General features: G+C 54.9%; 14 protein-coding genes and 2 pseudogenes. 9 read left to right on the top strand and 7 right to left on the bottom strand.

Annotation, left to right across the window (positions count from 1 at the left end):
* Nucleotides 1-164: 164 nt before the first annotated feature.
* The gene (locus ACYZT3_RS20975) at nucleotides 165-440 is read left to right on the top strand and encodes a hypothetical protein (protein WP_462030618.1); all 276 of its coding nucleotides are present in this window, start codon (nucleotides 165-167) and stop codon (nucleotides 438-440) included.
* Between the two features lie 74 nt (nucleotides 441-514).
* Here ACYZT3_RS20975 and ACYZT3_RS20980 read toward each other — a convergent pair whose 3' ends face one another.
* The gene (locus ACYZT3_RS20980; RefSeq protein ID WP_282483259.1) at nucleotides 515-1,861 is read right to left on the bottom strand and encodes a DEAD/DEAH box helicase; all 1,347 of its coding nucleotides are present in this window, start codon (nucleotides 1,859-1,861) and stop codon (nucleotides 515-517) included.
* Between the two features lie 193 nt (nucleotides 1,862-2,054).
* Between ACYZT3_RS20980 and ACYZT3_RS20985 the strand changes: the two are divergent.
* Nucleotides 2,055-2,816 (top strand): annotated as a pseudogene (locus ACYZT3_RS20985) (mechanosensitive ion channel family protein); the annotation flags it as partial.
* A 538-nt stretch (nucleotides 2,817-3,354) separates the two neighbouring features.
* Here the strand turns inward: ACYZT3_RS20985 and ACYZT3_RS20990 are convergent.
* On the bottom strand, nucleotides 3,355-3,936 hold the full coding sequence (locus tag ACYZT3_RS20990; RefSeq protein WP_462030619.1) for a hypothetical protein: 582 nt from the start codon (nucleotides 3,934-3,936) through the stop codon (nucleotides 3,355-3,357).
* Nucleotides 3,937-4,175: 239 nt separating this feature from the next.
* Nucleotides 4,176-4,604: a hypothetical protein gene (locus ACYZT3_RS20995; RefSeq protein WP_462030620.1), complete on the bottom strand. Its 429-nt coding sequence runs from the start codon at nucleotides 4,602-4,604 to the stop codon at nucleotides 4,176-4,178.
* A 381-nt stretch (nucleotides 4,605-4,985) separates the two neighbouring features.
* Between ACYZT3_RS20995 and ACYZT3_RS21000 the strand changes: the two genes are divergently transcribed.
* From ACYZT3_RS21000 to ACYZT3_RS21010, 3 genes are all read left to right on the top strand, one after another.
* Nucleotides 4,986-5,627, top strand: coding sequence for a hypothetical protein (locus ACYZT3_RS21000; protein WP_462030621.1), 642 nt, complete (start codon nucleotides 4,986-4,988; stop codon nucleotides 5,625-5,627).
* Nucleotides 5,624-6,823 carry an XRE family transcriptional regulator gene (locus ACYZT3_RS21005; RefSeq protein WP_462030622.1) on the top strand — a complete coding sequence of 400 codons (1,200 nt, stop codon included), beginning with the start codon at nucleotides 5,624-5,626 and terminating at the stop codon, nucleotides 6,821-6,823. Before ACYZT3_RS21000 ends, ACYZT3_RS21005 begins: the two co-directional genes overlap by 4 nt.
* 174 nt (nucleotides 6,824-6,997) lie before the next feature.
* Nucleotides 6,998-7,774 (top strand): hypothetical protein, encoded by a 777-nt coding sequence (locus ACYZT3_RS21010; RefSeq protein ID WP_462030623.1) that lies wholly within the window; start codon nucleotides 6,998-7,000, stop codon nucleotides 7,772-7,774.
* Here ACYZT3_RS21010 and istB read toward each other — a convergent pair.
* Both istB and istA read right to left on the bottom strand, forming a co-directional pair.
* Entirely contained in the window at nucleotides 7,766-8,521 is a 756-nt protein-coding gene (istB, locus tag ACYZT3_RS21015) for an IS21-like element ISPsy14 family helper ATPase IstB (RefSeq protein ID WP_025163932.1), read from the bottom strand. The two genes, ACYZT3_RS21010 and istB, sit on opposite strands and share 9 nt — an antisense overlap.
* 19 nt (nucleotides 8,522-8,540) lie before the next feature.
* Nucleotides 8,541-10,055 (bottom strand): IS21 family transposase, encoded by a 1,515-nt coding sequence (gene istA, locus ACYZT3_RS21020; protein ID WP_462030624.1) that lies wholly within the window; start codon nucleotides 10,053-10,055, stop codon nucleotides 8,541-8,543.
* 182 nt (nucleotides 10,056-10,237) lie between these two features.
* On the opposite strand from istA, the pseudogene ACYZT3_RS21025 reads away from it, so the two are divergent.
* A pseudogene (locus ACYZT3_RS21025) lies at nucleotides 10,238-10,633 on the top strand (hypothetical protein); the annotation flags it as partial.
* Between the two features lie 77 nt (nucleotides 10,634-10,710).
* On the opposite strand, the gene ACYZT3_RS21030 reads toward ACYZT3_RS21025, so the two are convergent.
* Both ACYZT3_RS21030 and ACYZT3_RS21035 read right to left on the bottom strand, forming a co-directional pair.
* A complete protein-coding gene (locus ACYZT3_RS21030) occupies nucleotides 10,711-11,721 on the bottom strand; it encodes a hypothetical protein (protein WP_462030625.1) in 1,011 nt (336 codons plus the stop codon).
* Nucleotides 11,722-11,784: 63 nt separating this feature from the next.
* Nucleotides 11,785-12,606: a hypothetical protein gene (locus ACYZT3_RS21035; RefSeq protein WP_462030626.1), complete on the bottom strand. Its 822-nt coding sequence runs from the start codon at nucleotides 12,604-12,606 to the stop codon at nucleotides 11,785-11,787.
* 44 nt (nucleotides 12,607-12,650) lie between these two features.
* Here ACYZT3_RS21035 and ACYZT3_RS21040 point away from each other — a divergent pair, with 44 nt between their 5' ends.
* The 3 genes from ACYZT3_RS21040 to ACYZT3_RS21050 all read left to right on the top strand — a co-directional run bounded on the left by ACYZT3_RS21040 (nucleotide 12,651) and on the right by ACYZT3_RS21050 (nucleotide 13,632).
* Nucleotides 12,651-12,920 (top strand): hypothetical protein, encoded by a 270-nt coding sequence (locus ACYZT3_RS21040; RefSeq protein ID WP_462030627.1) that lies wholly within the window; start codon nucleotides 12,651-12,653, stop codon nucleotides 12,918-12,920.
* A 1-nt stretch (nucleotide 12,921) separates the two neighbouring features.
* On the top strand, nucleotides 12,922-13,101 hold the full coding sequence (locus ACYZT3_RS21045) for a hypothetical protein (RefSeq protein WP_462030628.1): 180 nt from the start codon (nucleotides 12,922-12,924) through the stop codon (nucleotides 13,099-13,101).
* Between the two features lie 366 nt (nucleotides 13,102-13,467).
* Nucleotides 13,468-13,632 carry a hypothetical protein gene (locus tag ACYZT3_RS21050; RefSeq protein ID WP_448110821.1) on the top strand — a complete coding sequence of 55 codons (165 nt, stop codon included), beginning with the start codon at nucleotides 13,468-13,470 and terminating at the stop codon, nucleotides 13,630-13,632.
* Nucleotides 13,633-13,716: the final 84 nt, after the last annotated feature.

Consider the following 13,716-nt stretch of genomic DNA (forward strand, 5'->3'; position numbering starts at 1 on the left):
ATGATGGCGCAATGTTAAGCTGCCACCATTCTGGCGTCAATAAGTTGATTTCGGGCTTTTTTACAACCGTTCTAGACCGCTGGTCTTCGTAGGCTTCCTGAACTTTTCAGAGCGCTCGACCCTCCACTCAATATCGTCGCGATGCAGATATTGAGGCCCACCCCATGAAAACCCTGCTGAAACTCACCCTAGCCGCCACCCTCGCCTGCGCCCTTCCCGTCTGGGCCTGCACCCCCGAGGAAGCCACCGCCAAACGCGAGCAACTGGCCAAGGAAGTCACCAAGCTCACCGAGCAGAACCCGGCCAAGGCCAAGGAGATCAACGCTGAGTTGCAGAAGATGGATTTGGGCACGGCCAGCGCTGATCTGCCGGACAAGTGCCAGTTGATCGATCAGCGATTGAAGGAGTTAGGAGCGGCGGAGAAGAAAGCCGACAGTTGAGCGGTTTCAGTAAATCCCGAGCATAAAAAAACCGGACACGCGTCCGGTTTTTTTATTAGGCGAACTACCGCGCTTTATTCAGCAGCCGGCGCTTCCGGCTTGCGGCGCTTCAACGGGGCCATGCCGTCCTTGCTGACCAGCGACAGGGCGTCGGTCTTCGGGCGGTTGGCAATCTTGCGCTTGGTCGGGGCCTTGGCGCCGGTTTTCTTCTTGTCGCCTTTGGCGTCGACTTTTTTCTTCTTCACGCCAACGGCTTTGCCCGAGGCCTTGACCTTTTTCGGTCCGCCGTAGGTGCCTTTGACTTCCTTGATGGTGCGGCGCTCGAAGCTCTGCTTGAGGTAGCGCTCGACGCTCGACATCAGGTTCCAGTCGCCGTGGCAGATCAGCGAGATCGCCAGGCCATCGTTGCCGGCGCGGCCGGTACGACCGATGCGGTGAACATACTCGTCGCCGCTGCGCGGCATGTCGAAGTTGATCACCAGATCCAGGCCATCCACATCGAGGCCGCGAGCGGCAACGTCGGTGGCCACCAGGATTTTCACGCCGCCCTGCTTCAGGCGATCGATGGCCAGCTTGCGGTCCTTCTGGTCTTTGTCACCGTGCAGGACGAACGCTTTGTAGTCCTGCGCCACCAGACGGCCGTAGATACGGTCGGCCATGGCCCGGGTGTTGGTGAACACGATGGCCTTCTGGTAGGTCTCGTTGGCCAGCAGCCAGTTCACGATCTGTTCTTTGTGCTGGTTGTGGTCAGCGGTGATGATCTGCTGACGGGTGGTCGCGTTCAGATCGCTGACGTTGTTCAGCTGCAGGTGCTCAGGGTTGTTCAACACCTTGGCAACCATCTCGCGCAGGCCCGAACCGCCGGTGGTGGCGGAGAACAGCATGGTCTGCTGGCGGTTGGTGCACTCTTGCACCAGACGCTGGACGTCTTCGGCAAAACCCATGTCGAGCATGCGGTCGGCTTCGTCGAGAACCAGGACTTCGACTTCTTTGAGGTCGAGGTTGCCGGCGTTCAGTTGCTCGATCATCCGGCCCGGCGTACCGATCAGGATGTCCGGCACCTTGCGCAGCATGGCGGCCTGGACCTTGAAGTCTTCACCGCCGGTAATCAGGCCGGACTTGATGAACGTGAACTGAGCAAAGCGCTCGACTTCCTTGATGGTCTGCTGGGCCAGCTCGCGGGTCGGCAGCAGGATCAGGGTCTTGATGCTGACGCGGACTTTAGCCGGGCCGATCAAACGGTTGAGGATCGGCAAAACGAATGCAGCGGTTTTGCCGCTGCCGGTTTGCGCTGTCACCCGCAAGTCACGCCCTTGGAGCGCCAGCGGAATAGCCGCTGCTTGCACAGGCGTTGGCTCGACAAATTTAAGCTCGGCCACGGCTTTGAGCAGGCGTTCGTGCAGGGCGAATTGGGAAAACACGGGTGCTACCTCGAAGAAATACAAAAAAACAGCTGCATAGGGTAACGGTTTCGAGCGCTAAGGCCGAGTTTCTTTATACAAACGGCGCTAAACAGTGGTTTTTTTGTTGCGTCTTTTGTCCAAAAACGTCATCCAAAGCGTCTTAAATGCTCTAATCGCCCCGTCGCGTCCTACAGAAGAACCGTTTTCGACCATGGATATCAAACAGCTCTGGCTCAACGTCCAAGACCTTTGGGGTGCGCTCGATCAGCACCCGCTCCTGCATTCCAGCCTGGCGCTGATGGTGTTGCTGGTGATTGCACTGGTCCTCGGACGAGTGGCGCGCTATCTGATCCTGCATGCAACCAAAATGCTTGGCCGCCAACCGGCGTTGCACTGGGTCAACGATTTACGCCACAACAAGGTGTTTCATCGCCTGGCGCAGATGACGCCGTCGCTGGTGATTCAGTTTGGCCTGCACCTGGTGCCAGAGTTGGGCAAGACCAGCCTGATTTTCCTTGGCAATGCGGCGCTGGCGTTCACCATTCTATTTCTGGTTCTGGCCATCGGCGCCGTGCTCAACGCCCTGCTGGACATCTACGCGCGCACCGAACATGCCCGCACCCGTTCGATCAAAGGCTACGTGCAACTGGCGAAAATGGTCTTGTACGTGTTTGGCGCGATCATCATTGTCGCCACGCTGATCGACCGTTCGCCGCTGTTGCTGTTGTCGGGTCTGGGCGCCATGTCGGCGGTGATTCTGTTGGTTTACAAGGACACCCTGCTGTCGTTCGTCGCCAGCGTGCAGCTGACCAGCAACGACATGCTGCGGGTCGGCGACTGGATCGAGATGCCGCAAGTCGGCGCCGACGGTGACGTGGTCGACATCACGCTGCACACGGTCAAGGTGCAGAATTTCGACAAGACCATCGTTTCGATTCCGACCTGGCGCCTGATGTCCGAGTCGTTCAAGAACAACAATCAAGACCCACAGGTATCATACTATCTCCAGTAAAAAGCCTGTAATCATTGACTCAAGATAAAGTATACATACTCACCGAGACCATACTATCTTCTACTCCCTCCTCCGAGTCTTAGCCTCCCCCTAACACCCATGCCCCCTTTGAGCCGCCCCAAAATGGCCCGCCGTTTAGCGTCACTCCCCCTGCTTTTACCGCCCACCTCACCGGAAAGAAACCAGCCCTCATGAACGATCTGATAGTTCATGAGGGGATCTGCGCTGAGCACTCCACTGGTTTAGATTTCCGTTCCGACGGCCTCACGTCCCTGAGCCCTCGAAACACGAGGTCGACTTCACTCGTTTCCCCAAGCCCCGAGCACGACAGCGCTACTCTGACGAACGCTCTTTTTTGTCGACCGAAAAGAGAACGTAGGAAACTTGCATCTTCTCTTTCTTCAAGTGCAGTACGACTTCTCACTGTCAACACGACAGCCATTCTTTCCAAAATCATACGCATGCGATCGCTCGCTGAAAGACACTGTACTAATGCCAATCAACCAACAACTTCATATTTAATACCGCCGATTGTATCCACTTCTTTTTTCAATACACGCGCATTGCACATCCAGAGCATCTCCAACTCTGTCACTACTTCGACAAATGCCTCCGCATTCTCAATCGAAGAGTGCGAGAGGATCGTTTTGTTACTCTCCGGAACTGGTAACAGCCTTTCATAATAGCCCTCATCTACCTCATGTTCCTTCGAAACCTTCTGAGGCTTTGCATGGGCCAAGGCGTTACGAAAGGTTTTCATCCTATTCAGCGTCTGCCAAGGCTCCTTGGCAAAGTCCACAGTGAGGCCCAAAAACTCAGAGATCATTGTGATTTTACCAATGAAGGTAGTCGATTCGAAATGATCCCAATGCGGGAAAAGCTGCCGGCCATAAATATTACAGAGAGCTTCAATTCTGAAGACCGAAAAGGCCATTGAGGGAACGATCCATCTGAATCGATGACCATCTTGCTCTTTCTTTGCCTGCGTAAGTTGATTCAGTGCAATTGACCCCAGGTAGCCATGCTCAAAAATCTCTCGGGTGACTTTGACTTTTACTTTCTTTTTTTCTGGATCGGCCATGCCAATGAATCTTCCTTGTCGCTGTAGAGTTATGTGCGCGTTTACGCCCGAAGCCATGTTAGCAAAAAGCAATCACCCATCAACTGAGCCGTTCTTGACTCGTTACACGAAGAGCGTCAACGCCCGCCCATCACACCAGCGCGAAGGAAATGAGCACCGCATTACATGAGTGATTGCCGATCATAGAAGAATTGCCAAGGACGGGGGCCGAATGGCTACAGCCCCCCTTAAAAGCTCGTTCAATTGGCTACAAAAAAGCTTTTGATAATCTTGTACGCATCGAGGGCTGCTGTCGGGAGGATAACGCTCAAGAGCAGCTGCTTGTGCGCTGCAAAAAAGCTCCACTCCGTCAGACCAATCCCGACCCCCATAAGGATTGTTGCCATCATGAGAAATCGCCAGGTTGGAGCAAAAATCCTGATGAGCTTGAACAGCGAGATTTGCTTGATCAGCTCGTCGACACATCGACGATACTTACGACCTAGATAAAAAGCGGCAACAAAAAACAGGGTTACCAGGGCTAACGCCATGCCTTGATTTAGAGGTACGGAAAACAACGCTCCACATCCAAGACCGAGCAAGCCCCCCAATTTGGCAAGCCTCCCGCTGTACTCCTCGGCAGTTTTTTCGGCATCGCAAGGTATTGCCGCGTGATAACGACGCATCATGAGCATATAAAATCCCTCAGGGGTGAATGTTTCAGCCTGGAAGCATTAAGAGAAACGACCGCAGTCCAGTTCGTACCGATGATTTCATCGAATTCAAGAAACAGCCATTGCTTCAGTATCAGAATTTTGGTCGAGCAGGCCTTCGTTCATCCGAACGACTACCGGACGAAACAGGACTGACCAGCATGGCCATATCCCCGATTTTAAGGGACGACGATGCCTGATGGCGCTTACCTGGGTGTGGTAAATGGCAGAAGCTCGCGGAAGGACAACCGCAGCAATGCAAAGCCAGTCACCAGGGAAATAGTCAGACGCAGATGACTAGCCACACGAAATTTTTTTGATGTAGAATCTCGTCACACGAAACGAGAGAGCTATTTAATGACCTATAGCCGAAACGACGCAATTGCCGACCTGCTCGTCGCAAATATTCCTCGCGACCTCGTCATGGGTATTGAAGATGCATTTGATGCAGGAGCATACCGGGCGAACAACGCGACCAAGGACTTCGACAAAAAACACCGCAAGAATGCCCTTGGTGTGATGCGTCATTTCCACATGAATGAGCTTTTCAGTGAAGCTTTGCAGGCAGCCGGTGTGGAGATTGTCCCGCTCAAAGGCAACGGCGTCGTCATAGGCAAAGCCGGCATGTTTAAATTCAGCCGCGTGAATATGTCCTCAGCAGTTTGGAACAACTGCAAGCGCAGCGCCAAGCGCCGCGAGCTTGCAGAGGCCAACCAGGCCATGACGCAACTGGTGCAGCCATCGCTTTTCGCGCCGGAAGAGATCACATCCGGCACCTTTTTCTTCATTGCCTGCTTCAGTGGTTCCCTGAGCGTTCAGCCAGAAAAGCCGTTGCAAATTTATATCGCTGTGCCCGAAGAGAAAATGCAAGGCTGGCTTTTCCGCGAGCCCCTCAATCAGTTCCTCGCCCGTTACGATGCGGCTCCTCAGCAGATCGACTTGGCGAAACCGAAACTCAAAGCACATCAGCTCGACATAGAACGGCAACCAGAATTATGAGTCGTGGAATTTCGGGCTTTCAGCCGGGGCGCCTGAGTCAGGCCCTTGCTGCTCGTGGACTTTCTCAAGTCCAATTAGCCTCGATGGTTGGGGTATCCCCTGCCACCATCAGCAAATGGAAAACGGGCCAGCAGGCCCCTGAATCAGAGGCACTCGACAGCCTCTCGCGAGTGATCAACATCAGCCCGGAATGGTTTACCAGGCCGCTGCCAGAAAAATGCTCGCTGCCGCTTTTCCGAAGCAATGCTTCAGCGCACGCGGCTGCACGCTCAATGCTGGAGGCACGCCTGGAGTGGGCGCAAGATATCGTTCTAGCGCTCAATGAATTTGTGGACTTCCCAGACGTCAACCTGCCAACTCGTTCGTTTGATGACCCTCATCAGATCACCAATGCAGACATTGAGGAAGCAGCGTGCGAATGCCGAGACCTTTGGGGACTAGGCCGTCGTGCAATTCCTGATTTGGCGTTAGCTGTTGAGGGTGCCGGTATCATCGTTGTACGTGAGGAAACCGGTGTTGCTACTATCGAGGGCCTGTCCGCCTGGAGTAGCGAGCTACAGCGCCCATTCGTCCTGCTCTCCTCTGATAAGGGTAATGGCTTTCGCAGTCGGTTCGACCTTGCTCACGAACTGGGTCATTTGATTCTTCACAAAGGCATTGATCGCTCCACAGATCCGCAGCGTTACAAACTGATGGAGGATCAAGCTCATCGATTTGCCGGTGCGTTCCTGCTTCCTGCTGAGTCGTTTGCGGCCGATGTGAAAACGCCAGTGACTTTGGATAGTTTGCTGCTGCTGAAGCAACGATGGGGAGTATCCGCCGCCGCAATGGTCATGCGGCTATGGGCGCTTCAAATCATTGATGACGATACCAAGTCGCTGCTCTTTAAACGGCGCTCAGCGAGATGGGGAGTCAAGGCAGAACCGGGGGACGATGGACGCGCACCCGAGCAGGCTCGATTGCTCAAGCGCACTGTCGAGCTGCTTGCCTCGTCAGGTATTTTGCCGCTGGACGCTGTGGCCGGCTATTTGGGATTAGCCGCCAATGACATCGAAAAGCTCATCGGCCTTCCTGAGTTCTATCTCACGAACAAGGCGCCCGTGGTTCATCTGGCCAAGCTGAAAGCTTCCTTAAATCCAGCGCCAAAGACCAATCAGGAAAGTGCAGTGGTACTGCCCTTCAACAAAGGTCGCTAAGCCTACCCCAACGCGACGGTTAGGTGTACCGTCGCGTCGCACTGCACTGCACTGCACTGCACTGCACTGCACTGCACTGCAAATGCCGAGGCTGCTGCAGAGACTCATTGAAAACGTCCTCCCATGCTCAACCTATTCCACAACACACCATGTACGGATGCCTAGGAGACAAGGATGCTTTTTGCCGATATCAAAGAAACTAAATATCCCTTACTTGCCATTTGCCCGTTCCGCACCTACGGCACAGACGATCGTTGGCTGATGAAGGCATTCAGACTCTTCCCAAGCGGTGCATTGAAGTGGACATTCCATCCGGTCGAGGAGAATGGATACGCGAAAGCTAACTTTTACTTCTCGTATGAAGAGGCCGTTCATACTGCCGAGATCTTCAATGCAAGCATTCGCCAACGTATCGACGAGATTGATCTGCCGGATGTTGACAGAGAGTCACTGCTGCTCAAGGCAGAAAAAGAAGTCACCGCGTTGCTTCGTAGATCCGGGGAAGAGCAACTGATGTTGCAAGAGGCAATGCGCCGACATGCGAGTGATACTAGGCCTCACCTGGACGACCTGAAAATTGCAGGCTCCCCACAGAAAGAGGTTCAAGCGAGCCTTTATGCAACCCTGAAAGAAACGCCGTATGTTGGGCTCGTGAACCTCCCCAGATTCAATCTCGTTCTGGCCAAAACGATTGACAGTAAATGGGGGCAAATTCGCTCGAACCAGAAGACCATTCTCCTGTGTTTCCGCGAGAAAATTGCCAAAGGCTTTGGTCTTTCTGCCACCGATCATTGGGGTCGAACGAAGGCTACGATTCGATCAATGCTGCTCCCCCGAGTGGGCATTCCACGCCATCCGGCCACTCAGTCCACCAACATCCGGCCACCTATTCCACGGTCATCCGGCCGGGCAGTCGGAGCGCAGCGACGCAGGTTTGCATTGTTAGTCTGAAGTCTCTGTCGCCGTCAATTTCGTTGCGCGTCTGCGCATCGATTCGCCCTTCAGTTCGATCCGATAAGCGTTGTGCACCAGCCGGTCGAGGATCGCATCGCCCAAGGTTGGATCGCCGATCAGCGCATGCCATTTGTCCACCGGCATTTGGCTGGTCACCAGCGTCGAGCGGTTGCCGTAACGGTCGTCCAGCAGTTCAAGCATGTCGCGCCGTTGCGCAGCGGTAAACGGCGCCAAGCCCCAGTCGTCCAGGATCAGCAAGTCGGTCTTGGCATAACCCGCCATCAGTTTCGCGAAGCGGCCGTCGCCGTGGGCCAGGCCTAGTTCTTCCATCAAGCGCGGCAAGCGCAGATAACGCACGCTGTAACCGTCGCGGCAGGCCTTATGAGCCAGCGCGCAGGCGAGCCAGGTTTTGCCTACGCCAGTTGGGCCGCCGATGATCAGGTTCAGGCCGTCGCGCAGCCACTGGCCGCTGCCCAGTTGCAGGATCAGGGACTTGTCCAGACCGCGCGGGCTGCGGTAGTCGATGTCTTCCAGGCAGGCGTTATGGCGCAGTCGTGCAGCCTTGAGGCGAGTAGTCAGGCGTGCGTCTTCGCGCTCGGTCAGCTCGCGGTCGACCATCAGACCGAGGCGTTCGTCGAAGCTGAGATCGTTGATGTCAGGCGTTGCATGTTGTTCGCCAAGCGCCTTGATCATGCCGTGCAGTCTCAGGGTTTGCAGCTTATCGAGTGTCGGGTTGGGCAGCATTTTGGTGCTCCTTTTCAGGTCAGTGGTAGTAGCCGGGGCCGCGCAGATTGATGTGTTCTTCGGGCAGTAACGGCAGGTTTTGCTGGGCCAGCGGTAGCCGTTCCAGCCCTTGGCGCAGGATCGATTCGAGGCTTTTGTAACTGCACGCGCCCAGTGCCAGCGCACGCTGACAAGCGGCTTCCAGCCGCTCTTCGCCGTGCTGTTTGCTCAGGCGCAGGATGCCCAGGCAGGCGCGGAAGCCGTGCTGCGGATGGATTCGGCGTTCGAGGATGTAGGCGATGACGCCGGCCGTATTTGGGCCCGTCTGCTCTGCCCAGCGGATCAGTCGCTGCGGCGTCCATTCGGCGTGTTCGCGGTGGCTCTTGGGCATGTGTTCGGTTTGGGTGGTGTGGCGGCCTTTATGCGGCGAGCGCAGGTGGCTGGCCACGCGCTGGTTGGCGTGGAAGCACTCGACGGTCTGCGCAGTCAGCCGCACTTCGAGTTGGTGCTTCACCAGCTGATACGGCACCGAGTAGTAATGGCCGTCGACCTCGACGTGGTAGTCGATGTGGACGCGTACCTTTTTCCATTCGGCGTAGACGTAAGGGTGTTCCGGCAGCGCTTGCAGCGCCGGTTGGTCGATGCTCTCGAAGGCTGACCGGCGTGAGCCGGGCAGCTTCTTGAAGGGCTTCTGATTGAGGCGATCCAGCAGCAGCGCGATGGCTGTGTTGAGTTCGCCCAGCGAGAAGAACTGGCGGTTGCGCAGCACCGCCAGGATCCACCGCTCGACTACCTGTACGCCGACTTCAACCTTGGCTTTGTCCTTGGGTTTACGCGAGCGCGCGGGCAGCACGGCTACGCCGTAATGCTCGGCGAGATCGCGGTAACTGGGGTTGATATCCGGCTCGTAGCGATGCGCCTTGGTGACGCCGCTGCGCAGATTGTCCGGTACCAGAATCTGCGATGTACCGCCGAGAAAGGCGAAGCAGCGTACGTGCGAGCCCAGCCAGTCGGGCAGTTTCTGCGACCAGGTGGCCTCGGCGAAGGTGTAGCTGGACGCGCCGAGGACGGCGACGAAGATCTGCGTCTGGCGGATCTCGCCGGTTCGCCGATCAATGACCGGCACGGTCTGGCCGGCGTAATCGACAAACAGCTTTTCGCCGGCACGGTGTTCCTGGCGCATGACCACGTCGACCTTGGCAGCCCAGAGGCGGTAGTGCTCGCAGAACCAGCTGTACTGGAAGCCTTGCAGATGGGTGAGCCGATACTCTTGCCAGAGCAGGGCCAAGGTGACGCCGGGGCGACGTAACTCGGCATGGACATGAGCCCAGTCCGGCATCGGACGTTGATCGCTGGGAACCGTCGGCGCTGGCGGGAATAGACATCGCTCCAGTTCGGCGTCCGACAACTGCGTGGGCCAAGTCAGGCCGCTGGCAGCAAAGCGATTGAGGTACTCACCGACGCTGGCTCGACCCACTTGCAAGCTGACAGCGACCTGGCGGGCAGATAGGCCGACCTCGAATTTGAGACGTAGCACTTCCCTAATTTTACGCATGGATAACCGCTCCACGACGACCTCTCTGCTTCGATAAAAGAGGTCGATGGTAGTGAATTAATCCTGCGTTGCTGCCTGCTTTAAGGGTGGCCGGATGAGCGTGGAACGGGTGGCCGGATCACCGTGGAATCAGTGGCCGGATGTTCATGGAATAGGTGGCCGGATGGCCGTGGAATCCGCACCCCCGAGCAAACCAGCTCCTCCAATTGGCGAGCATCCAGAAAATACTGCGTGATGCCGAGTCCAGAGGGATAAAGGTAGTGGTAATCGGTGAGTTCGTGCTGTGGTATGAGGGGAAGACCGCTAAATGGATCGTCAAAGTGAGCGGCGGTGAGTCCTCATCGGAGAGCGGGAACACCATTTGGTACAAAGGCACCATACTTTCCAAAAACCACGGACGCATTGTGGTTCTTCCCTACATCAAAGAGAACGGCGAGCGCGTTCAAGGTCACACAAAAAATGGCCCTCATGATGGTCGGGCCACTCCCCGCCATCCAGACGATCACGTTGAGCTGCCTTTTGAGGTGCTGGATGGTGACTTGATGATTGGGTTGTTCGGGGAGTTGCCTTACGAGTAGGCGTGAGAGTCCGAATCTACCGCTCTAGCTTCGCCCTCTAGGGGCCCAGCCACGACTCAAAGCCGTGGCATCTCACGCTAATCTACTGATGTAAGATTCTCTCGAATCCCCTTAAGCGTTTCGACTTCTCGGAACTGAAAAGCGCGTACAAGGCTAGCTAGACGAAGGTTGATCTTGTCCTCTCGACCATAAAAAAGCCGTCGATTTTTATAGCGCTCAAATTGGCCATTCGCTCGATCTGGCATCAATACAAAACGCTCGACTGCCATCCCATTCTGAATAACCTCGTAGGCCTTTGGCATATCGTCAAGCAGCCCATCATGAATGAGCAGATTGCGAACAGACTCGACCTCCTGCACCTCTTCACAGGACTCGAAAAGAGATCCCCTGCGGTCATTAAGAGCCAATCGATTCCGCTGCCCAAACAGGAATTTGGACGAGACGAGCTTGGGATAAGTCGTAAAATCTGCTCGAAGGTTTTCCGTCTCCATCGCAAGCTTGGCAAGGTAATCGAGCAGGCTGTGCATTCGGATAAATAGGAACCCGAGTATCGCGTTGAGATTCGTGACGTTGGGTGATGTGCTCCACCGGAGTCCGTCCTCAAGGCGAATTCCAGGTGTGAAAAAAGGCTCCATGTTGAGTATGCGATAAAACTCGCCAGTGAGCTGACTCACCTCTTTTGTGCACTCCTGAATAGCCGACACCAGCATGCGACAGTCGTACAGATACAAAAATCGGTTGAGCTCAGGGAGGTTCGCGAACGCCAGCAATAGCTGTTCGAACTCATTGCGTCCTATAGGCGACTCCGAGTTGAGTCCAGCCTCAACTACAAAGGGTGGGGCAATGTGCAAAACGCTGTAGTAGTGGCTGATACTCCCGAAAATTTTGGCAGCAAGCTCATCGTGTAGATCTACACACTGGCTTTCGACCTCATGAAGGCCATCGCCGGTCAACGATCGCCAACTCCCCATCGAATCCAGCAAGAACCCCTCTCCAGCCATTCCTTCTTCGATGGCAGTTGGAACTCCATCCAGGCGAAGGACAATGGAGTCACGATTCAGTACTGCTGGCTGGTCAATAATCGTCACACACCACCGTCAAATTAAAAAATTGGTCGAAGCAGCTTTTCTGTGAAACCCCCAGCATCTCCACTACAAGGCCATCATTTGATCAAGAGTATTCTCATCACGGAAACTCATCATCTCGTTGTACAGCTCCTCTGGGAGTACCCGAGATTCTGGCAGATGACCAATGAGGTAACACCGGATGGTCTGGGTAAAGTGAGACGTAACCGCAGCTTGGATCCGGCCTTCTAGCTCTTCCACAGTGTACCCACTGCCGTAGTCGAATACGGCTGCTCGCCACCGGCTCTTGAGGAGGTGAAAGCTCGTGACATTTCGCGACGTCTTGGCACTGGTTCTTACATATCCCTCTTCTGTTACTCGGTGAAAATAGGCCGAGTCAATCCGGAAGGACTCCACCCAACCATGAATGGACTCCTCCCAAAACTCTGGAATGACGAAGACGAGCCGTTGCAAGAGGTCGACGGATAAACCTTGAGGTGGCTTCACTGACACCAGCATGTTTCCGACGTGCTCAGGAAAGGCTACATCAGGGGTTTTCCATCGAAAGTCGCACTTGATTCGAAATTTCCCCATGTCGGCTTCATTTGCCTGTCGCAATTTCTCAGTCATCAAAAACCGTAAGCCATCGCTGACGGCGAGCCCCGCATCCTCAACCATGGCCGAATAGTGTGCGTATTCGGCGGGATCGAACCGGACACTTATCGCTTTTTTGACCTTGCTCTCCACCACGTTTACCCCCTCATCTGCGTATACTTTTAAAAACAGGTGACAATAATTTGCGAGCCGATTATAGTTTTTCCACTCAGTAATGTCGATGCGATCTCGTATACGCATCACTACTAGGGTACGACGGATGAAGCAAAGCCTGCTGGGCTCAGCCTTGTCCATTCATGACAACAGAGGGCTTAGCCCTCTATTAAAGGGTTTCAAGAATGACAACGTTCAATTCCCACATCGCTGCTGATCAAGCAGCACAAAAAACAGCGGTAACCGACGTCGTTTTTGCTGTACCGGACTTGCCGGATCAGTTCACGATGAAGCGCGAGCAACACATTTCGTTCACTCAAAAGCAAGCCGATGCGGTCAACGCTCAGATTGACTTGATCGAGCGGTGCACCGGTCAGCGCGTTTCCGTGAACAAACTCATTAAGCAAGCCACTCTGCAGAAGGCAGAGCAGGTTTTGGAAAAAGGAAAGAAATGATATGAGCCGTAAATCTCCGCCGCCCGCCATCGCTGGCAAGCCCTACCTGGTCACCTTTGGGGTCAAGCAGACCGACAAGGTCAACAAGGCAGCAAACATACAGAACCAGTCGCCCCGACAATTCATACTCGACGCGACGATGGAAACCTGCGAAACAAACGACAAAGTGCCCACGCTTTAAGTGGTTAGCGAGGTAGTAGTGTTCGACGGCACCTGAGGTACCCAGACCTCTTGAGCCGTCGGGCCATCTGCGCCTCTCACCGAACCGCCCTGCGTTTCATCAACCGCCCCGACGATCACACCGCTAGCAGTAACCTTCTCTCCCCTCGATAGTCTCAGCCATCTTCGGAAACCTACCCCGCCGTTCCTCTGCCGAATGTTCTAAGAAATGTTGCTCCCCACCTGATTGCCAGCATGACCAAGGTGAGCCATTTGCAGGCGGCTTTTGCTGAATTCGAGTAGTGAAAACTCTATTCAGCTCAGTTACTCTGAAGAAACGTAGTGGCACTCCAACCTCATTAAGCCACTGTCAATCTGGAGGTCACCCATGGGTAAAATTGCTGTTGCGTTGACGGTACTGATTTGTGCTTTGAGCTTTGGATTGGCAGAGGGGCCTCAGGCGGCCCAAACGCCTCTATTTATGGCGATCATTGCAAGCGTTATGGCGTTGGGTGCGTTGGTACATATTTATGGGCCTCCGCTTGCCGAGTAAAAGGCATGCTCGCAACACCCCCTCACTCCGGCGCAAGAAAGGGGGTAGGCTCTGTAGCCACTAAACCGCTGGCGAAATCGTATT

This window comes from Pseudomonas sp. MDT1-16, assembly GCF_054898115.1.

Coding starts and splice junctions, on each gene's coding strand:
- ACYZT3_RS20990 (WP_462030619.1), bottom strand. CDS start 3,936: ATGGCCGATCCAGAAAAAAAGAAAGTAAAAGTCAAAGTCACCCGAGAG.
- ACYZT3_RS21045 (WP_462030628.1), top strand. CDS start 12,922: ATGAGCCGTAAATCTCCGCCGCCCGCCATCGCTGGCAAGCCCTACCTG.
- ACYZT3_RS21010 (WP_462030623.1), top strand. CDS start 6,998: ATGCTTTTTGCCGATATCAAAGAAACTAAATATCCCTTACTTGCCATT.
- ACYZT3_RS21000 (WP_462030621.1), top strand. CDS start 4,986: ATGACCTATAGCCGAAACGACGCAATTGCCGACCTGCTCGTCGCAAAT.
- ACYZT3_RS21035 (WP_462030626.1), bottom strand. CDS start 12,606: ATGGACAAGGCTGAGCCCAGCAGGCTTTGCTTCATCCGTCGTACCCTA.
- ACYZT3_RS21040 (WP_462030627.1), top strand. CDS start 12,651: ATGACAACGTTCAATTCCCACATCGCTGCTGATCAAGCAGCACAAAAA.
- ACYZT3_RS21050 (WP_448110821.1), top strand. CDS start 13,468: ATGGGTAAAATTGCTGTTGCGTTGACGGTACTGATTTGTGCTTTGAGC.
- ACYZT3_RS20995 (WP_462030620.1), bottom strand. CDS start 4,604: ATGATGCGTCGTTATCACGCGGCAATACCTTGCGATGCCGAAAAAACT.
- ACYZT3_RS21005 (WP_462030622.1), top strand. CDS start 5,624: ATGAGTCGTGGAATTTCGGGCTTTCAGCCGGGGCGCCTGAGTCAGGCC.
- istB (WP_025163932.1), bottom strand. CDS start 8,521: ATGCTGCCCAACCCGACACTCGATAAGCTGCAAACCCTGAGACTGCAC.
- ACYZT3_RS20975 (WP_462030618.1), top strand. CDS start 165: ATGAAAACCCTGCTGAAACTCACCCTAGCCGCCACCCTCGCCTGCGCC.
- istA (WP_462030624.1), bottom strand. CDS start 10,055: ATGCGTAAAATTAGGGAAGTGCTACGTCTCAAATTCGAGGTCGGCCTA.